This window comes from Streptomyces sp. NPDC088732, from assembly GCF_044751205.1.
Classification (GTDB): Bacteria; Actinomycetota; Actinomycetes; order Streptomycetales; family Streptomycetaceae; genus Actinacidiphila.
This window is the reverse complement of sequence record NZ_JBIVLI010000019.1, coordinates 120,020-138,445: the sequence shown is the minus strand read 5'-3', so window position 1 is coordinate 138,445 and position 18,426 is coordinate 120,020. Positions and strand designations below refer to the sequence as shown.

20 protein-coding genes are annotated in these 18,426 nt (G+C 72.4%); 11 read left to right on the top strand and 9 right to left on the bottom strand.

The features are described 5' to 3' along the window. Window positions 1-92 precede the first annotated feature (92 nt). From ACIP9H_RS29705 to ACIP9H_RS29690, 4 genes are all read left to right on the top strand, one after another. A complete protein-coding gene (locus tag ACIP9H_RS29705; RefSeq protein ID WP_401596514.1) occupies window positions 93-1,031 on the top strand; it encodes a phosphotransferase in 939 nt (312 codons plus the stop codon). Between the two features lie 99 nt (window positions 1,032-1,130). Continuing rightward, window positions 1,131-2,003, top strand: coding sequence for a dihydrodipicolinate synthase family protein (locus ACIP9H_RS29700; protein ID WP_401596511.1), 873 nt, complete (start codon window positions 1,131-1,133; stop codon window positions 2,001-2,003). Further along, on the top strand, window positions 2,000-3,028 hold the full coding sequence (locus tag ACIP9H_RS29695; protein WP_401961773.1) for an aspartate-semialdehyde dehydrogenase: 1,029 nt from the start codon (window positions 2,000-2,002) through the stop codon (window positions 3,026-3,028). The genes ACIP9H_RS29700 and ACIP9H_RS29695 overlap by 4 nt, the downstream gene beginning before the upstream one ends. A 112-nt stretch (window positions 3,029-3,140) precedes the next feature. Continuing rightward, entirely contained in the window at window positions 3,141-3,968 is an 828-nt protein-coding gene (locus tag ACIP9H_RS29690) for a MerR family transcriptional regulator (RefSeq protein WP_401596505.1), read from the top strand. Between the two features lie 12 nt (window positions 3,969-3,980). Here ACIP9H_RS29690 and ACIP9H_RS29685 read toward each other — a convergent pair whose 3' ends face one another. The 3 genes from ACIP9H_RS29685 to ACIP9H_RS29675 all read right to left on the bottom strand — a co-directional run bounded on the left by ACIP9H_RS29685 (window position 3,981) and on the right by ACIP9H_RS29675 (window position 5,822). Next, window positions 3,981-4,529, bottom strand: a complete 549-nt coding sequence (locus tag ACIP9H_RS29685) for a DinB family protein (RefSeq protein WP_401596503.1) — start codon at window positions 4,527-4,529, stop codon at window positions 3,981-3,983. A gap of 73 nt (window positions 4,530-4,602) precedes the next feature. Next, the gene (locus ACIP9H_RS29680; RefSeq protein WP_401961770.1) at window positions 4,603-5,376 is read right to left on the bottom strand and encodes a 2-phosphosulfolactate phosphatase; all 774 of its coding nucleotides are present in this window, start codon (window positions 5,374-5,376) and stop codon (window positions 4,603-4,605) included. Further along, entirely contained in the window at window positions 5,373-5,822 is a 450-nt protein-coding gene (locus ACIP9H_RS29675) for a nuclear transport factor 2 family protein (protein ID WP_401596498.1), read from the bottom strand. The genes ACIP9H_RS29680 and ACIP9H_RS29675 overlap by 4 nt, the downstream gene beginning before the upstream one ends. 190 nt (window positions 5,823-6,012) lie before the next feature. On the opposite strand from ACIP9H_RS29675, the gene ACIP9H_RS29670 reads away from it, so the two are divergent. From ACIP9H_RS29670 to ACIP9H_RS29660, 3 genes are all read left to right on the top strand, one after another. Next, window positions 6,013-6,510 (top strand): helix-turn-helix domain-containing protein, encoded by a 498-nt coding sequence (locus ACIP9H_RS29670; protein WP_401596496.1) that lies wholly within the window; start codon window positions 6,013-6,015, stop codon window positions 6,508-6,510. Between the two features lie 51 nt (window positions 6,511-6,561). Then, entirely contained in the window at window positions 6,562-7,203 is a 642-nt protein-coding gene (locus tag ACIP9H_RS29665; protein ID WP_401596493.1) for a hypothetical protein, read from the top strand. A 153-nt stretch (window positions 7,204-7,356) separates the two neighbouring features. Then, window positions 7,357-7,695: a DUF2516 family protein gene (locus ACIP9H_RS29660; RefSeq protein ID WP_401596491.1), complete on the top strand. Its 339-nt coding sequence runs from the start codon at window positions 7,357-7,359 to the stop codon at window positions 7,693-7,695. Window positions 7,696-7,734: 39 nt separating this feature from the next. Here ACIP9H_RS29660 and ACIP9H_RS29655 read toward each other — a convergent pair whose 3' ends face one another. After that, window positions 7,735-8,985 carry a PP2C family protein-serine/threonine phosphatase gene (locus tag ACIP9H_RS29655; protein WP_401596488.1) on the bottom strand — a complete coding sequence of 417 codons (1,251 nt, stop codon included), beginning with the start codon at window positions 8,983-8,985 and terminating at the stop codon, window positions 7,735-7,737. A 298-nt stretch (window positions 8,986-9,283) separates the two neighbouring features. Next, window positions 9,284-10,084 (bottom strand): class I SAM-dependent methyltransferase, encoded by an 801-nt coding sequence (locus tag ACIP9H_RS29650; RefSeq protein ID WP_401961765.1) that lies wholly within the window; start codon window positions 10,082-10,084, stop codon window positions 9,284-9,286. A 247-nt stretch (window positions 10,085-10,331) separates the two neighbouring features. Here ACIP9H_RS29650 and mshA point away from each other — a divergent pair, with 247 nt between their 5' ends. Beyond that, window positions 10,332-11,693: a D-inositol-3-phosphate glycosyltransferase gene (mshA, locus tag ACIP9H_RS29645; protein ID WP_401596484.1), complete on the top strand. Its 1,362-nt coding sequence runs from the start codon at window positions 10,332-10,334 to the stop codon at window positions 11,691-11,693. Further along, window positions 11,686-12,192 carry a YbjN domain-containing protein gene (locus ACIP9H_RS29640; RefSeq protein WP_401961762.1) on the top strand — a complete coding sequence of 169 codons (507 nt, stop codon included), beginning with the start codon at window positions 11,686-11,688 and terminating at the stop codon, window positions 12,190-12,192. Before mshA ends, ACIP9H_RS29640 begins: the two co-directional genes overlap by 8 nt. A 47-nt stretch (window positions 12,193-12,239) precedes the next feature. Here ACIP9H_RS29640 and ACIP9H_RS29635 read toward each other — a convergent pair whose 3' ends face one another. Next, the gene (locus ACIP9H_RS29635; RefSeq protein ID WP_401961759.1) at window positions 12,240-13,514 is read right to left on the bottom strand and encodes an MDR family MFS transporter; all 1,275 of its coding nucleotides are present in this window, start codon (window positions 13,512-13,514) and stop codon (window positions 12,240-12,242) included. Between the two features lie 105 nt (window positions 13,515-13,619). Here ACIP9H_RS29635 and ACIP9H_RS29630 point away from each other — a divergent pair, with 105 nt between their 5' ends. After that, the gene (locus ACIP9H_RS29630; RefSeq protein WP_401596477.1) at window positions 13,620-14,381 is read left to right on the top strand and encodes a phosphoglyceromutase; all 762 of its coding nucleotides are present in this window, start codon (window positions 13,620-13,622) and stop codon (window positions 14,379-14,381) included. Window positions 14,382-14,465: 84 nt separating this feature from the next. Here the strand turns inward: ACIP9H_RS29630 and ACIP9H_RS29625 are convergent, their stop codons facing one another. The 3 genes from ACIP9H_RS29625 to ACIP9H_RS29615 all read right to left on the bottom strand — a co-directional run bounded on the left by ACIP9H_RS29625 (window position 14,466) and on the right by ACIP9H_RS29615 (window position 17,459). After that, the gene (locus tag ACIP9H_RS29625) at window positions 14,466-14,741 is read right to left on the bottom strand and encodes a ribosomal protein L7/L12 (RefSeq protein ID WP_401595873.1); all 276 of its coding nucleotides are present in this window, start codon (window positions 14,739-14,741) and stop codon (window positions 14,466-14,468) included. A 160-nt stretch (window positions 14,742-14,901) separates the two neighbouring features. Continuing rightward, entirely contained in the window at window positions 14,902-15,804 is a 903-nt protein-coding gene (locus ACIP9H_RS29620) for an NmrA family NAD(P)-binding protein (RefSeq protein ID WP_401595871.1), read from the bottom strand. 113 nt (window positions 15,805-15,917) lie between these two features. Beyond that, the gene (locus tag ACIP9H_RS29615) at window positions 15,918-17,459 is read right to left on the bottom strand and encodes an MFS transporter (protein ID WP_401595869.1); all 1,542 of its coding nucleotides are present in this window, start codon (window positions 17,457-17,459) and stop codon (window positions 15,918-15,920) included. A 284-nt stretch (window positions 17,460-17,743) separates the two neighbouring features. On the opposite strand from ACIP9H_RS29615, the gene ACIP9H_RS29610 reads away from it, so the two are divergent. Next, on the top strand, window positions 17,744-18,352 hold the full coding sequence (locus ACIP9H_RS29610) for a TetR/AcrR family transcriptional regulator (protein WP_401595867.1): 609 nt from the start codon (window positions 17,744-17,746) through the stop codon (window positions 18,350-18,352). Window positions 18,353-18,426 lie beyond the last annotated feature (74 nt).

The following is an 18,426-nucleotide window of genomic DNA, read 5'->3' as shown; positions in this document are numbered from 1 at the left end:
TGGATCGGCGGCTGGCATGGCTCATATCCGTGCGGCCCGATCCTTCGGTACACATCAAGCTGAGAACCCCCCTTGAGACGCCCATGGTGGTGATGCGCACGTGGCAGGACGAGCCATCGGTGCTCGGCGCACTCGCGCAGCTGGCGACGGAGCCTGCTTTCGTCACCCCTCGGTGCATGGCCTCTTTCGGGCGGGCGTCGCTGCACAGGTACGAGCCGGGAACGGCACTGTCGCAGGTCTCGGAGCCGGGTGGGCCGCTCGGGGAGGGCATGCTCCGCAGGCTTGCTGAGGTTTTCGCCCGCACAGCGGCCGTCGGCTCGGACCAACTGCCGCCACTGCCGCCGGAGTGGCCGAGGGACCACAAGGACAGCGACGGTTTCCTCGACCGTCTTGTGGCCCATGCCGACCGGGAGGTGTACCAGCCGCACCGGGGGGAGTTCGGGGCTCTCTTCGATGCGCTCGATGTGCCGGCTGACGCGTTGGCCCGATTCCGTGCGGGGGGCGCCTTCCGCACCAAGGAGTTGCAGCGCAGGCCGTATGCCTTGCTGCACACCGATCTCCACCGGGACAACATCGTGCTGCTGGAGGACGGCGGCCTCTTCGTCCTCGACTGGGAACTCGCCACGTACGGCGACCCTCTCCACGACCTCGCCACACACCTCGAGCGGATGCAGTACACCCGCGACGAGCGCGAACTCATGAAGGAGATGTGGGAGGAAACGCTTGTCCGGCGCGGTTGTTCGGCGATGACCGCGGGGATGGACACCGACTTGCAGACCTACGTGGACTTCGAGCACGTGCAGTCGGTGTTCGCCGATGTGGTCAGGGCGGCGGTCCGCCTCGGCACAGAGCCGGGCAACGCCCGTCTCGGGCAGTCCGTCGGCATGGTCCGCCGGGCGCTGGAGCGGGCCCAGGGGCCGATGGGGCTGGACGCCGTGCCCGACGAGGCCGCGGTGGGAGCCGCGCTGATCGGCTGGCACGCGCTGCGTTATCCGGGGCGCCGCCGGAGATGGTTCCGTACGCGTCTGTGAGGCAGCTCGCCGTCGGAGCCGATCGTGCAGCGCTGCTTACCCATGGACTGAAGGACATTTAACTGGACCTTGACGGTCCGGCGGTCCAGGCTCGTTCCCATGGGGATTCACGTACCGCTGATCACGCCCTTCGCCGCCGACGGCGGCGTGGACGCCGGTGCCCTGGAGCGGCTGGCGCACGACGTGCTGGACGGTGGGGCCGAAGGGCTGGTGGCGCTCGGGACGACCGGGGAGCCGGCCGCGCTCGACGAGGGGGAGAAGGCACTCGTCCGCGAGGTCGTCGGGCGGGTGTGCCGTGGGCGGGGGGCGCGGTTCACGGTCGGGGCCGGGGGGTCCGACACGCGGCGGGCGGCGGAGGAACTGCGCGGGCTGGAGGCGGATGCCGCCCTCGTGACCGTGCCGGCGTTCGTGCGGCCCTCCGAGGACGGCGTGGTCGCGCATTTCGAGGCGCTGGCGCAGGCCTCCGCCGTGCCGCTGCTCGTCTACAACATCCCGTACCGCACCGGACGCACCCTGAGCGCCGACACCGTGCGCCGGATCGCCGCCATCGACGGGGTCCAGGGCTTCAAGCACGCCGTCGGCGGCATCGATCAGGACACCGTCCTCCTGGTGCGGGAGGTGCCGCTCTACGCGGGGGACGACGTCTTCGCCCCCGCCCTGCTGGCCCTGGGCGCGGCCGGTGCCGTCCTGGCGTCCGCGCACCTGGCGACCGCGCAGTGGGTGGAGCTGGCCCGTTCCCACGACGCCGAGCGCGGGCATGCGCTCGCGCGGCTCGCCGCCGCCTGCTTCGCCGAGCCGAACCCCACGGTGACCAAGGCGGTACTCCACGCCCAGGGCCGCATTCCCACCCCCGCGGTCCGGCTGCCCCTGCTGCCCGCCGGGCGGCCGGCAGTCGAGACGGCTCTTCGGGCACTCGCCGCGGCGGGGGATACTCGGGACCGTACGTACGCACTGATCGGAGAGACCGGATGAGGATCGGAATCGTCGGAGCCACCGGCCAGGTCGGCGGCGTCATGCTCAAGGTGCTGGCCGAGCGTGACTTCCCGGTGGAGCGGCTGCGGCTGTTCGCGTCGCCCCGTTCCGCGGGGCGGACGCTGCCGTGGAAGGACGGCGAGATCACCATCGAGGACGCGGCGACCGCCGACTACGCGGGTCTCGACATCGTCCTGTTCTCCGCGGGCGGCGCCACCTCCAAGGCGCTCGCCCCCAAGGTCGCCGCCGCGGGCGCGGTCGTGATCGACAACTCCTCCGCCTGGCGCATGGACCCCGAGGTCCCGCTCGTGGTGTCCGAGGTCAATCCGCACGCGATCGCCGACCGTCCCAAGGGCATCATCGCCAACCCGAACTGCACCACGATGGCCGCGATGCCGGTGCTGCGCCCGCTGCACGAGGAGGCGGGGCTGACCGCGCTGGTCGCCACCACCTACCAGGCGGTCTCCGGCTCGGGCCTGGCCGGTGTGGCGGAGCTCGACGGGCAGATCCGCAAGGTCGCCGACGAGGCGACCGGGCTGACCTTCGACGGCGCGGCCGTGGAGTTCCCCGAGCCCGCGGTCTACCGGCGGCCCATCGCCTTCAACGTCGTCCCGCTGGCCGGGAAGATCGTCGACGACGGCCGCTTCGAGACCGACGAGGAGCAGAAGCTCCGCAACGAGTCCCGCAAGATCCTGGAGATCCCGGAGCTGAAGGTGTCCGGCACCTGTGTGCGCGTGCCGGTCTTCTCCGGGCACTCGATCCAGGTCAACGCCCGCTTCGCGCGCCCGATCAGCGTCGAGCGCGCCTACGAGCTGCTGGCCGCGGCGCCCGGCGTGGAGCTGTCGGAGATCCCCACCCCGCAGCAGGCCGCCGGCAGCGACCCCTCCTACGTGGGCCGGATCCGTGCCGACGAGACCGTCGAGCACGGCCTCGCCCTCTTCCTGTCCAACGACAACCTCCGCAAGGGCGCGGCGCTCAACGCCGTGCAGCTCGCCGAGCTGGTCGCGGCGGAGCGGCGGGGCTGACGCACCCGCTCCCCTCGTCGCCCGATGCCCCGGCCGCGCGGCCGGGGCATCGGCGTTCGTCCGGGCCGCTCTTGACCCTCACACCGTGTGAGGCCCTGCACTGGGAGGCGTCATGTTCGGCATCGGAGACTTCGCCAGGCACGGCCGCGTGTCGGTCCGCATGCTGCGTCATTACGACGCGGTGGGACTGCTGCGCCCGGACCGTGTCGACCCCGCCAGCGGCTACCGCTCGTACGCCGCGGGGCAGCTCGCCCGGCTCAACCGGATCATCGCGCTCAAGGATCTCGGTTTCACCCTCGAACAGGTGCGGTCGATCCTCGACGAGGAGGTCGGCGCCGACGAGCTGCGCGGCATGCTGCGGTTGCGCCGCGCCGAGCTCGCGGCGGCCATGGCCGCGGACGCGGCACGGCTGGCCGGGGTCGAGGCGAGGCTGCGGATCATCGAGAGCGAGGGACGAATGGATTCCGACGACGTGGTCGTCAAGCGGGTGCCCGCCGTGCGGCTGGCCGAACTCACCGCCACGGCGGCCGGGTTCGAGCCGGCGCAGATCGGCCCGGTGATCCAGCCGCTGTACGGCGAGCTGTGCCGCCGGCTGGAAGCGGCGGGGGTGCGGCCGGTGGGACCGAGTGTCGCCCATTACGAGGAGGCGCCCGGCGGCGAGGGCGCGGTCGTGGTGCACGCGGGGCTCCAGGTGGACGTGGAGCCGGACGCCGGGTACGACTTCGCGGTCGTGGACCTGCCGGCGATCGGGAGCGCCGCGACGATCGTGCACCGCGGGTCCATGGACGACGTCCTGCGCACCGAGCAGACGCTCGCCCGCTGGATCGACGCCCACGGCCACCGCTCCACCGGCTACCCGCGTGAGCTGTACCTGGAGGCCGGCGGCCACCCCGACACCTGGGTGACGGAACTGCAGCAGCCGCTGGCCCCCGGGGACTGATCCGCCGGCCGGTCAGCCCATCGGCCGGCCCTCGCGGGCCGCGAGGTCGACCAGTTCGAAGGCCGTCCGGCCGTCCAGGGACTCGCGGACGATGTCCGCGTGCCCGGCGTGCCGGGCGGTCTCCTCGATGAGGTGGAGCAGGATCCAGCGGGCGCTGACCTTCATGCCCGGCGGGTTCCACGGCGCGTCCGGCAGGGCGACCGTTCCCTCCAGGTCGGGGAGGGCCAGGACGGCCGCCTCGGTCTCGCGGGCGATCGCCGACCAGGCGTCCAGCCAGCCGGCGAGGGTCTCGCCCTCCAGCAGGCGGAAGCCGTTGACGTAGTCCTCGCGGGTGCCCGCCTTCTCCGCGCGGCCGAGCAGCAGGCCCTGCACCCAGGTCTCCTCGGTGCGGGCGACGTGCTTGACCAGCCCGGCGAGGTTCAGCTCGCTCGCGCTCGGCCGCGACGCGGCCTGCTCGTCGTCCAGCCCCAGCACCGCCCGGCGCACACCGGCGCGCTGCGACTCCAGGTAGGCCAGCAGCGCGTCCCGCTCGTCCGTCTCGTTGCGAACCACCGTCGGCATCGTGCACCCCTTGTCCGTCGTTCGCCGGTGTTCCCGGCTTCGCTTGCGTCTTCGACGGTACGGAGCATTGCGGTCAGTTCCGGTCCGCAATGCCGAAGGCGCCGTCGGACAGCAGGGGAACGGCGGCGGAGGCGTCGATCTCGGTGGCGACGGCGACGTCCTCGGGGAAGCCGCCCTCGGCCAGTTCCCGGCCCGAGGCGCACGCGGCGACCGCCGCGGCCGGGTCGGGGGTGGCGGTCCACAGCACCGCGGCCGCGCCCGCTTCCGGGGACGGTGCGGCCCACGGTGCCCGGGCGCACAGCGCGGCAGCGACCGCCCCGGCCCCGAGCAGGTCCTCCAGCGCCGGGCGCAGGCTTCCGTCCGGCCACCGCTCCCCGGCGGGGACCACGGCGACCGGCCGTTCGGGGGTCCCGTATCCCTGCTGGGCGAGCCAGGTGCCGACCGCCGCGGCGTTGCGCAGGCAGCCCGCGATCACCGTCGAGCCCTCACCGGCCGCCGCGGCGATGGCCGAACCGTTCGGCGACGGCAGTACCAGCCGTCCCGTGTGCGGCGCCCCCCGCAGCGCGGCCGGGGAGAGCGACCACGGCTGTTCCGCGGTCACCTCCCGCCGCCCCACCGCCAGGGGGGCGCCCACGCGGTCCGCGTACTCCCGCGCCGACGCGTCCCGCCAGGCGTACGGATGCACCCGGGTCCCGCCCTCCACGGCCACCGACACCGCGGTGGTGAACGACAGCACGTCCACCACGACCAGGCCCGCGACCTCGGGTCCCAGCCGCCGCGCGCCCTCGGGCCCCCACTCCAGCCGGACCCCGTGCCCGGACTGGAGCCGCCAGGAAGCGGCGGTCACGGCGCGGTCGGGCGGTCCGCCGGGGCGGGGGCGAGGCCGGCGGCGACGAGGCCGGCGAAGACGGCCTTGCCGAGGGTCTGCACGGCGGACTGAGGGCGGACCATGACGGTGAACTCCTTGATGCGGCCGGCGTCGTCGAAGTGGAGGAGGTCGATGCCGTGGATGTCCTTGCCGTCCACAGTGGCGCGGAAGAGCAGGATCTCCGAGGGCGCCTCGTCCCCGTCGCCGCTGGTGGCCGAGGTGCCGTCGAAGCGGCCGATGTAATGGAAGCCCTCGAACGTGCGCAGCAGGACGCCGAAGAGGCCGAGCACCATCTGCTTGCCCTCGAAGGGGGTGAAGGTCACCGGGCTGTAGAACCGGATGTCGTCGGTGAAGAGGTCGTCGAGGACGGCGAGGTCACCGGTCTCCACGGCGGTGCGGAAGCGGTCCGTGGTGGTGGTCGTCATGGGCCTGCCGCCTTCCGGGGCCCGGGCCCCAGTCATGAGATTGATCAGTCAATTCCATGACTATCACGCTCGCGGCGCCGCCGGACAGATCCCGGAAGGCCCGGCCTGCGACGGCCGTCACATCCCCTTAACGAGACTTTTGCAAGCACTCTGCTTGCAAAAGTTAGCACCGCGGGGCATGCTCGAAGACATGGCTTCACTGAACGTCGGCAACCTCGGTGAGTATCTGCGGGAGCAGCGCCGCAACGCGAAGCTCTCGCTGCGCCAGCTCGCCGACGCCGCGGGGGTGTCCAACCCGTACCTCAGCCAGATCGAGCGCGGGCTGCGCAAGCCCAGTGCCGACATCCTGCAGCAACTGGCGAAGGCGCTGCGCATCTCCGCCGAGACCCTGTATGTGCAGGCGGGGATCCTCGACGAGCGGGACCAGGGCGACGGCCGGGAGGTCCGTACCGCCATCCTGGCCGACACGGCGATCAACGAGAAGCAGAAGCAGGTCCTGCTGCAGATCTACGAGTCGTTCCGCAGGGAGAGCGCCGTGGTGGAGGAAGCTCAGGACGAGCAGTCCGCCGCGCCGCACGAGCGCGCGGCGAAGGAGGCGGCGGCGCACCAGGCTGCCGCCGTGCTGAAGCCGAAGGCGACCGCCGGACCGGACGACGGGGGCGGCGGCGACGCCGCGGCCGCCGAGTGACCGGCGGACTCAACAGACGTACACGCCACCACCTCATACGGGAGAACCCTCATGGCGATCACCGACGACCTCGTCAAGACCCTCAAGGACCCGACCCCGCTCTACGCGCTGGCCGGCACCGCCGATCTCGCGGCCGAGAAGCTGAAGGAGGTCCAGCCGCTGATCGAGAAGATCCGCAGCGAGGCCCCCGACCGGATCGAGAAGATCCGCGGCACCGACGCCAAGGCCGTGCAGGAGAAGGTGACGGCGCAGGCCAAGGGCGCGCAGAACCGGGCGCAGGCCAAGGTCAACGAGCTCTTCGGCAGCATTGACACCGACCTGCGCAAGCTGCGTGACTCCGCCCAGGACTTCGCGCTCCAGCAGGTGGGCCGCGCCGCCGAGTACGCGGTCCGCGCCAAGGAGACCTACGACGGCCTGGCCGAGCGCGGCAAGGGCGCGGTCGCGACCTGGCGCGGCGAGGCCGCCGACCAGGTCGAGGACATCGCGGTCGCGATCGAGGGCGAGCCGCAGCCGCAGCCGCGTCCGGCTGCCGCGCAGCCCGCCCCGGCGCCGGCCCCCGTGCAGAACAACTCCGTGCCCGCCCCGGCGCCGGCCCCGGCCGACGACCGTTCCGCCGCCGCGAAGAAGGCCCCGGCGGCCAAGAAGCCGGCCCCGGCCGCCCGCAAGAGCGCCCCGGGCAAGCCGGCCTCCTGAGGCCCGCGCACCCGCGCACACCCGCGCATCCGGAGGGCCGGGCACGCATCGCGTGCCCGGCCCTCCCCATGACCCCATGGCGCTTCGCACAGGGGGGCGCCCCCGCCGTGCCCGGCCGGGTACGGTGGGAGCCGACGACGGAGGTGGACCGCAATGCTGGTCACAGGTTTCCTGGGCGTACTGGGACTACTGTCCTGGGCGCTCTTCCTGCTCGCGCTCTTCGCGCTGGTCGACGCCGCGATTCATCGCCAGGACGCCTACCGCGCCGCCGACAAGAAGACCAAGGCGTTCTGGCTGATCGTCCTCGCGCTCGCCGCGGTGGTGATGAAGATCTTCTCGATCCTGTCGTTCCTGCCGGTCTTCGGTCTGATCGCGGTGATCGTCTACATGGTGGACGTGCGGCCGAAGCTCCGCGAAGTCGCGGGCAAGGGCGGCCCCCGGCGCCGCGGCGGCAGCAGCAGTGACGGGCCGTACGGGCCCTTCAACCGCTGAACCCGCTGAGCCGGCTGAATCCGCTGAGTCCGGTGCCGGTCAGGCGCCGGACTCCAGCAGCAGCAGCGCCACGTCGTCCGTCAGCTCCTCGCCGTTGAGCTCCCGCACCTCGGTGACCGCGGCGTCCAGTAGTTCCTCGCCGGTCAGCCCGGCGGCCAGCTGCCGCCCGATCAGCTCGACCATGCCCTCCTGGCCGAGCCGCTGCGGGCCCCGGCCGACGCGGCCCTCGATGAGCCCGTCCGTGTAGAGCATCAGGCTCCACGCCTCGCCGAGCTCGATCCGCGCGCGCTCCCAGCCCGACGCGCCGGGCAGCAGGCCGAGCGCCGGGCCGCCGTGCTCGTACGGCAGCAGCTGCGGGGCCATCCCGGACAGCGACACCAGCGGGGCGGGGTGGCCGGCCAGATAGAGGTCGGCGGAGCGGCCGTCCGCGGCGATGTCGACCTGGCAGAGGGTCGCGAAGATCTCCTCGTCGGGCCGCTCGTGCTCCAGCACCTGCTGAAGCGTGCGGAGCAGCGCGTCGCCGCAGAGTCCGGCGAAGGTCAGCGCGCGCCACGCGATGCGCAGTTCCACGCCCAGGGCGGCCTCGTCGGGGCCGTGGCCGCAGACGTCGCCGATCATGGCGTGCACGGTGCCGTCGGGGGTGCGCACGGTGTCGTAGAAGTCGCCGCCGAGCAGGGCGCGGCTGCGGCCGGGCCGGTAGTGGGCCGCGAAGCGCAGGTCGGCGCCGTGCAGCAGCGGGGTCGGCAGCAGGCCGCGCTCCAGCCGGGAGTTCTCCTGGGCGAGCAGCCGGGTCTCGGTGAGCTGGCGCTGCGCGACGTCGGCACGCTTGCGTTCCACCGCGTAGCGGATGGCCCGGGTCAGGTGGGAGGGCTCCAGGTCGGCGGGGGTGAGCTGGTCCTGGGCGCCGACGCGGACCGCCTCGGCGGCGCGTTCGGTGTCAGTGCCCGTGGTGAGGACGAGCACGGCGGTGTGCGGGGCCAGCCGCAGCAGCTGCCGCAGCCCGTCGAGACCGGCGGCGGTGTTCGGGCCGAGGTCCAGCAGGATGCAGTTGACGTCGTCGCGGAGCAGCCGCTCGGCCTCGGTCAGGTTGCGGGCGCGGCGGATGCGGACGCGGGTTCCCGAGACGTCCAGGAGGTCGGGGACGGTGAAGGTGCCGGAGGGGTCCTCACCGATGACGAGCAGCGTCAGGGCAGGGGAGGTCCGGCCCTCGGCGGGCAGTACTTCCTGGCGCGGTCCCGGCACGGTGACGAACCGGTCGGCCCGCCGTTCGGCCGCGGGCATCTCCGACATCGGGCAATTCCTTCCCTCCCCCCGAGGGCAACGTCCCGGAACGGTGGTGCCACCGCCTGCTCCGGGCTCACTGAAGGGCGACCATAGCGGTACCGCATGTCCGCGGGGGAGGGCCTGCCGGTAAACCGCCCGTGTCATATGCGCCTGCGAGCTGGGGATTTCGGCGTTCGAGGGGCGAAACGGACATGAGCAACGTCACGTCCCGGCAGGCGCCGAGTGGTCCCCGTCACGTCGGCGGGGCCGTGCGCCGCAGGTCACCCGTCGCCGCGCGGCCGGGCACCGGCACCGCCCCCAGTGATCAGCCGGAACCGGGGGCCAGCGCCTCCCAGCGCACGGTCACCTCGCCCTGCCGCCAGCGCGCCGCGGTGTCCGTCACCGGCCAGCCGCCGGGGCCGGCCAGGCTCCCGACCGTACGGATCCAGCGCTGCCGCGCGCCCAGCGACGCGAAGGGCGCGGCCGCCGCCCAGGCCCGGTCGAAGTCCGTGAGGAAGGCGTGCACCGGCTCGCCCGGAACATTGCGGTGGATCAGCACCTTCGGGAGGCGTTCGGCCAGGTCGGAGGGGCGTTCCAGGGAACCCAGCCGGGTCGCGAACGTCACCGTGCGCGGGCCCTCCGGGCCGATCGCCACCCACACGTGGCGGCGGCCGATCTCGTCGCAGGTCCCCTCCACCAGCAGCCCGTCCGGGGCGAGCCGGGACCGCAGCCGGTCCCACACCTCCGCGACCCGCGCCTCGTCGTACTGCCGCAGCACGTTCGCCGCCCTGATCAGCGCAGGCCTGCGGTCGCCTGGCAGCGGCACCTCGAAACCGCCGTGCGCGAAGGAGAGCCCCTCGCGGGCGTAGGGCGCCGCGGCCTCGACCCGCCCGGGGTCGATCTCGATGCCGACGACCTCCGCGTCCGCGCGGATCGTGCGCAACCGCCGCATCAGCTCCAGCGCCGTCCACGGCGCGGCGCCGTACCCCAGGTCCACGGCGAGCGGATCCTCCGCGCGCCGCAGCGCGGCACCGTGCGCCGCCACGATCCACCGGTCCATGCGGCGCAGGCGGTTCGGATTGGTCGTCCCCCGCGTCACTTCCCCGACCGGCCGCCTCGCTCGCATACGCCGAGCCTATGCGAGCCCCGCAAAGCCCCCGACGGCGCGGACGCGTGCGACGCCTCAGGCCGGGCAGCGGCTCTGGAGGGGCTCCCGGGGCGTGCGGTGCGCTCGCGCCGTACCGGGCCGGCCGCCAGTGTCACGCTTTGGCAAAGCGGAAATGGAACTCGGCTACTGACCGGTTGTAGAGGTTCGGGGCCGGACCGCGCGCGAGCGGCGGCCCGCCCTGTGGACAACAAGGAGGCACGGCGACGTGAGCCAGTACGTGGCGAGGGTCCTGGGTGGTGGTGCGACCCGCCGGCTGCGCAGGCACGGCGTCGGCGGACGCCGTCCGCGGCGCGTGGCGATGCTCAGCGTGCACACGTCCCCGCTCCACCAGCCGGGTACCGGCGACGCGGGCGGGATGAACGTCTACATCGTGGAGCTGGCCAAGCGGCTCGCCGAGGGCTCCGGCATCGAGGTGGAGATCTTCACCCGGGCCACCACGGCCGCGCTGCCGCCCTGTGTGGAGCTCGCCCCGGGCGTCCTCGTACGCCACGTGGACGCGGGCCCCTACGAGGGCCTGGCCAAGGAGGACCTGCCGGCCCAGCTGTGCGCCTTCACGCACGGTGTGATGCAGGCCGAGGCCAGCCACCGCCAGGGCCACTACGACCTCGTGCACTCCCACTACTGGCTGTCCGGGCACGTCGGCTGGCTCGCCTCCGAGCGCTGGGGCGTTCCGCTGGTGCACGCGATGCACACCATGGCGAAGGTCAAGAACGCCTGCCTGGCCGAGGGCGACACGCCCGAACCCGCGGCCCGGGTCATCGGCGAGACGCAGATCGTCACCGCGGCCGACCGGCTCATCGCCAACACCGCCGAGGAGTCCCGCGAACTCGTCCGGCACTACGAGGCCGACCCCCACAAGGTCGCCGTCGTCCACCCCGGCGTCAACCTGGACCGCTTCCGCCCCGACCCGCTCGGCGGCTCCGGCGGGCGTGCCGCCGCGCGGGCCCGGCTGGGCCTGCCGCAGGACGCGGTGATCCCGCTGTTCGCCGGTCGGATACAGCCGCTCAAGGCGCCGGACGTCCTGCTGCGGGCGGTGGCGATCCTGCTCGGCGAGGACCCGTCGCTGCGCGAGCGGCTGGTCGTCCCGGTGGTCGGCGGCCCGAGCGGCAGCGGCCTGGCGAAGCCGGAGCGGCTGCACAAGCTGGCGGCCCGGCTCGGCATCTCCGACCTCGTACGGTTCCAGCCGCCGGTCGGCCAGGACCGGCTCGCCGACTGGTACCGGGCCGCGTCGGTGCTGGTCATGCCCTCGTACAGCGAATCGTTCGGACTGGTGGCGATCGAGGCGCAGGCCTGTGGCACACCGGTGGTGGCGGCGCGGGTCGGCGGCCTGCCGGTGGCCGTGAAGGACGGCGAGACCGGCTTCCTCGTGCCCGGCCACGAACCGGGCGACTACGCCCGCGCGCTGCGCCGCTTCGTCGACCACCCGCACCTCGTCGACTCGATGGGCGAGGCCGCGGCCCGCCACGCCGAGTGCTTCGGCTGGGGCGCGGCGGCCGGCAGGACCGCCGAGGTCTACGCGGGTGCGATGGCCGAGCGGCGGCGTCGCCTACGATCGCCGCATGGGTGAGCGGGAGCAGGCGGCGGCACGGTCGGCGGTCGAGCAGGCACTGAGGGAGGCCGAACTCGACTGGGAGACCGGCGCGTCCGGTGAGTACGTCGTCAAGCTGCCCGGCACGCGCAAGCTGTCCACCACCGTGGCCCTGGCCGTCGGCCGGCACACCCTCTCCGTCAACGCCTTCGTCGTGCGCCGCCCCGACGAGAACCACGAAGCGTTCTACCGCTGGCTGCTGGAGCGCAACACCCGTATGTACGGGGTGAGTTACGCCATCGACGGACTCGGCGACGTCTATCTCGCGGGCCGGCTGCCGCTCGTCGCGGTCGTCCCCGAGGAGATCGACCGGCTGCTCGGCGCGGTCGTGGAGCACGCGGACGGCAGCTTCAACACCCTTCTGGAGCTGGGCTTCGCGACGGCGATCCGCAAGGAGCACGCGTGGCGGACGGCACGCGGCGAGTCGACGCGCAACCTGGAGGCCTTCGCCCACCTCACCGGCAAGACGGACGCCTGAGGGTGCGACACACCCTCTGCGCCGCGCAGGCCCCTGGCCGACCCGGGCTAGTGGTCGGCCGTCGGCCCCGGTACGCGGTCCAGGGCCGGCGCCACCGCGCCGACGGGCTCGGGGTGCTGCTGCGTGCGCTCGCGCAGCAGCAGCCAGTACCCGGCGCCCGCCACGGTGCCGACCACCGCGCACGCCCCCCACGCCACGCCGCCGCCCCAGCGGTCCAGCGCCACGCCGCCCAGCAGCGGTCCGGCGAAGGCCGCGGCCGGCCAGGCGATGGAGTACATGCCCTGGTAGCGGCCGCGGGCGTGCGTCGGGGAGAGGTCGGCGACCAGCGACATCGAGGCGGGCGCGTGCAGGATCTCGCCGATCGTCCACACCGCCACGGTGAAGGCGTAGAAGGCCACCGACCCGGCGAAGGCGGTGAGCCCGAAGCCCCAGCCCATCAGCACGGTGCCCGCGGTGAGCAGCGCCGCCCGGCTGCGGCCCTCGACCATGCGGGTCAGCGGGATCTGCAGCAGCACGATCAGCAGCCCGTTGAGGCCGATGACCAGGCCGTACTGGCCCGCGCTGAAGCCCTGGCGGCCCATGTCGACGGACAGCGTGGTCGAGCCCTGCTGGGTGACCGTGCCGAGCAGGAACGTCAGCGCGACGAACGCCATGAAGCGCCGGTCGCGCAGCACGATGCCGAGGCCGACGCGTGACGTCCCGGCGGCGGCCGAGGCGGTGTCGTTCCCGCTCGCGGGCATGGTCTCCGGGACCTTCGCCCAGATCACCAGGGCGCACAGCAGCGTCATCACGGCGCCGCCGAAGAACAGCCAGAAGTAGCCCTGCGACGCGATGAGCCCGGCCGCCGCGGAGGACACGCCGAAGCCGATGTTGATCGCCCAGTAGTTGAGGGAGAAGGCCCGCACGCGGTCCTTCGCGGGCACCATGTCGGCCATCATCGCCTGCACCGCGGGCCGCGAGGCGCTGCTCGCCACGCCGAGCACGGTCGCCACGGCCGCGATCGCGACCTGCCCGTTGACGTAGGCCAGTGCGGCCGTGCCGGCCGCGGCGCCGAGCTGCGCCAGCAGCATCGTCGACCGCCGCCCGACCCGGTCGGTCAGCACGCCGCCGACGACCGCGCCGACGGCGCCGCCCAGGCCGTACAGCGAGGCCACCAGGCCCGCGTAGGTCGCGGAGTAGCCGCGGTCCAAGGTCAGGTACAGCGCCAGGAACGTCACCACGAAGGCGCCGAGCCGGTTGATCAGCGTGCTGGTCCACAGCCACCAGAAGGTCCGGGGAAGCCCCGACACGGTCTCCCGTACGGCTCGTACGACAGCGGGCACGGCGGCGACTCCTCGCGGATGGTAGGCGTAATAGGCCAAGGTGGCTTGCGCAGCTTACCGGTGCCCTCCGCGGGGGGCCAAGGGGTTTTCTCCTAGACTCCAGGCATGGCTGATGCTCCGTACAAGCTGATCCTCCTCCGCCACGGCGAGAGCGAATGGAACGCGAAGAACCTCTTCACCGGATGGGTTGACGTCAACCTCAACGAGAAGGGCGAGAAGGAGGCGGTCCGGGGCGGCGAGCTGCTGCAGGACGCCGGTCTGCTCCCCGACGTCGTCCACACCTCCCTCCAGAAGCGCGCGATCCGCACCGCGCAGCTGGCCCTCGAGGCCGCCGACCGGCACTGGATCCCCGTCCACCGCAGCTGGCGCCTCAACGAGCGCCACTACGGCGCCCTCCAGGGCAAGGACAAGGCGCAGACCCTCGCCGAGTTCGGCGAGGAGCAGTTCATGCTCTGGCGCCGCTCCTACGACACCCCGCCGCCGCCGATCGCCGAGGACAGCGAGTTCTCGCAGGCCGGCGACGCGCGCTACGCCTCCATCCCCCCGGAGCTGCGCCCGCGCACGGAGTGCCTCAAGGACGTCGTCGAGCGCATGCTGCCGTACTGGTACGACGGCATCGTCCCGGACCTCCTCGCCGGCCGCACCGTGCTCGTCGCCGCCCACGGCAACAGCCTCCGCGCCCTCGTCAAGCACCTCGACGGCATCTCCGACGCCGACATCGCGGGCCTGAACATCCCCACCGGCATCCCGCTCGCCTACGAGCTCGACGCCGACTTCCGCCCCGTCACCCCGGGCGGCCGCTACCTCGACCCCGAGGCGGCCGCGGCGGCGATCGAGGCCGTGAAGAACCAGGGCAAGAAGAAGTAACCCCGACCGGGCAAGCCCCCTACCTGCGGTCCTCCGCGGGGAGGGGGCTTGTTGCTGCGCCCGGACTGTCCGTGGGCCGCGTGCTCAGTCCTTGAGGAACACCGGCCCCAGCCGTTCTCTCGTCTCCGCCTGTGCGCCCACCTCGCGGAGGGCCGCGACGGCCGCCGCAGCGACGTCCTCGGGCACGCGGGCGAGAATCACGGCGGGGACCTGCGTCACCAGAACCTTGCTGTGCCAGAGGCTCAGCCCCTTCAGCCGGCGTACAACCTTGGCGACATCCAGCACGCGGGCGCCCGGATCGGTGAGCACCGCGTCATGGGGCTTCTCGTCGCACACCAGAACCACGGACTCGACCGTCATCGCTCCCCCCGCGTCTCTCTCCGGTTCGGAGCCTACGAGCCCGCAGGTGCTGTGTCGCATCAATTTGGTGGCGTCCAAGACGGTGGCGAGCAGCAGGTGTACGTACAGCGTTCCGGCGCCCGGCTGCCTGATGGGCCGTGCCGACGTCGGCCGGGACAACTCAGCCGAGGTAGAAGTCCTTGCGGGCCGCGACGAACGCCTCGATGGACTGGGCCGGGGTGCCCGTGACGCGCTCGACGCCGTCCGCGGTGCGGTGGTAACGGTTGTCCCGATGCAGTCGGGCCATGGTGGCGACATGCTGCTCGAGGTGCGGCGGCATCCCCAACTGCGGAAGCCGGGCCTCCCATCGTTCGACGGGCATGTCGGCATAGGACACCGGACGCCCCAGCGCCCGGGAGAATTCCGCGGCCAGCTCCGTCATGTCGACCGACCGCGGCCCGGTCAGTTCGTAGACCTGCCCGATGTGGGCAGCAGGGTCGCGCAGCACGGTGGCGATCACCCGGGCGACGTCGTCCACGGCGACCGGCGAGGTGCGTCCGGTGCCGAACGGCAGCGCGATGGTGCCGTTCTCCTGGATCGACCGCGCCGCCATCATGGTGAACAGGGGGGTGTCCAGGAACGCCGTCGGCCGGATGTGGACCACCGGCAGACCCGCCCAGTCGAACACCTGCTCCGCCAGCCAGTGCAGTCGCTGCTGGTGCGATTCCTCCGTACTGGTGGGTGTCATCTGCGACACCGTCATCTGTGACAGGTCGACCAGCGCGTCCAGTTTCCCGTACTCCTTCGCGACGGAAGCCACCACGGTCGCCGCCAGCAGGTGGTCCGGCGATACGCGCATGCCGAAGTACATCCGTGCCACGCCCCGCAGCGCGGCCGCTACGGTCTCGGGCCGGGTCAGGTCGCCGATGACGACCTCGGCGCCCAGGGCCCGCAGCTCGGCGGCCCGCTCGTCCTCGCGGCGGACCATGAAACGTACCGGCACATCCCGAGCACGCAGGTACTCGAAGACCGTGCGGCCCACGCCGCCGGCACCGGGGATGAGCACGAGATTGTCGGCAGCCATCGGTCGATCTCCTTCGAAAGTGGTGAAAGTCTCTGAGTCGGCAGGTGGCCCCGTGGCACCAAGCAGTCCAGCGATGCGAGCTCGGGCTCCGCGACGGCGCTGCGGGGACGGGCTCAGGCGGTCCGCCGCCGGGACGTGTCACTGCCGGCGGCCACCGGGGCAGTCCTGCCCGGCAGGAAGATCAGCACGACGACCGCGCCGACCAGGGCGACGGCCGCCGACCCTGTCGCGGTGATGTGCATGGCATGGAGGAAGGCGTCGTGCGCGGGCTGCACCAGAGCCCTGCCCGCAGGTCCCAGCTTTTCCGCGACGGCCAGGGTTGCCTGGACGGATTCGCCGGCGGCGTGCCGGTCGGAGGCGGGCAGTACGCCCAAGTGGCCGGCGATGCCGTTGCGGTAGGTGGTGGAGAGCAGCGACCCCAGTACGGCGACCCCCATGGCGCCGCCGACCTGCCGGAACGTGTTGTTGACCGCGGATCCGGAGCCGGCCTTCTCCCGCGGCAGCGAAGACATGATCATGACGGTGGCGGGCGGCATCACATGGGCCATCCCCGTGCCCATGAGGAAGAACGCCACCTCCAGGACCCAGATCGGGGTGTCCTGGCCGAGCAGCAGGAAGCCGGCGAAGCCCACGGCGGTCAGCACGAGACCGGCGGCGCACACGGCTCGGGCGCCGAAGCGGCCCACGACCAGCCGGGCGCGCGGGGCGAAGAACATCTGGGAGGCGGCCAGCGGCAGCACGAGCAGGCCGGATTGCAGGACGCTGTAGCCGCGCACGCTCTGGTTGTAGAAGACGCTGAAGAACGTGACGCCCATGAGGGCGAAGAAGACCAGGCCGATGGCGGCGACCGAGGCGGAGAACCGCCGGTTGCGGAAGTAGCCGACATCGAGGGCCGGATGGTCGCTGCGTGCCTCGTACACCACGAAGCCGGCGAGGACGGCCAGGCCGCCGAGGATCGTCGCCCAGGCCTCGGGCCGGGTGAAGTCGCCGTACTGGCCGCCCTTGATGATGCCGTAGACCAGTACGGCCAGACCGACGACCGAGAGCAGCACGCCGACCGGGTCGAGCCTGCCGGGCCTGGGGTCCTTGGAGTCGGGGACGATCGCCACCATGGCGACCAGTGCGGCGACCACGACGGGGACGTTGACCAGGAAGACCGAGCCCCACCAGAAGTGCTGCAGCAGAACGCCGCCGGCGATGGGGCCCGCGGCGATGGCGAACCCGACCACTCCGGTCCATATGCCGATGGCCCTGGGCTGCTCCGCGGGCTCGAAGACGTTCATGATGATCGCGAGGGTGGCGGGCAGGATGAACGCTCCTCCGAAGCCCATCACGGCGCGGAAGGCGATGAGTTGCCCGGAGGAGTCCGACAGCGCGGACAGCACCGATCCGGCGCCGAACACGGCCATGCCGAAGAGCAGCACCTTCTTGCGGCCGAGCCGGTCACCCAGCAGGCCCGCGGTGAAGAGCAGTCCGGCGAAGACCAGTGTGTAGGAGTTGACCGCCCACTCCAGCTGGCTCTGGGTGGAGCCGAGTCCGGTCGGGGCGGGCTGCGCGATGGTCCTCATCGCCACGTTGAGGATCGAGTTGTCCAGCATCACCACCAGAAGGCTGAACGCGAGCACGGTCAGGACGGCCCAGCGTCGACGATGCACCTCTTCGGAAATCCTGCGTCGTCCGTCGGGCGGCGCGAGGGGCGTGGACGCCGCAGGCGTCGAGGGCTCGGAGGGGGTGGGTGGTGGTGCCACAGGGGTCTCCAGTGTTGTTCTTGGTGGTGGTGCGACTGCTGTGCGAGGGGAGTCGGCCGGGGACGGTACGACGGGGCACAAGGCCGTCCTGACCTGCCAGGAGTCCGCTCAACCCGAAATAGCTGTCGCTCTAACACTAAACACAGGATAGAATAGATGCCAAGCGACAGTTATTCGAGGAGAGTGATCCCGTGGGCCGCGTGTCCAAGGCGCAGGCGCAGGAGAACCGGGAGTACGTCCTGGCCACCGCCTCGCGGATGTTCCGGGAGAAGGGCACCGCGGTCAGCATCGCCGACCTGATGAAAGCCTCCGGGCTCTCCCACGGCGCGTTCTACAAGCAGTTCGCTTCCAAGGACGACCTGGTCGACGAGGCCATCGCCCACGCCTTCGAGGACCCGGCCGCACACTCGCCGGCCGGTCTCGAGGAACCCGCCGGGGACCACGAGGCCGCCCGCAGGACGCTGATCGAGCAATACCTGTCGGTCTGGCACCGCGACCACGCCGGGGACGGCTGCCCCGTCTCGGGATTCGCCGCCGACCTGGGGCGCGAACCCGACCAGGCCGCCCGCTCGCAGCAGGTCTACATCAAGGGAGTACGCAGTCGCGCCGCCCGGCTGGCCTCCGGCGACGACGACGGCATGGCGCAGCTGTGCACCATGGTCGGCGCCCTCGTCCTCGCCCGCGCCACCCGGGGCAACCCCATCTCCGAAGAACTGATGCAGTCCGCGCGCACCGCTCTCACCAAGAACGAGATCGGGCCGCCCGCACCGCAAGGGCGCACGGACGCACCGGAAGCATGACGGTGCCGGCCGGCGGGACCGTCCGGGCCGGGAGGGGCCTCGCGCCGGAGCCAGGTCCGGTGTCGGCGGGCGCT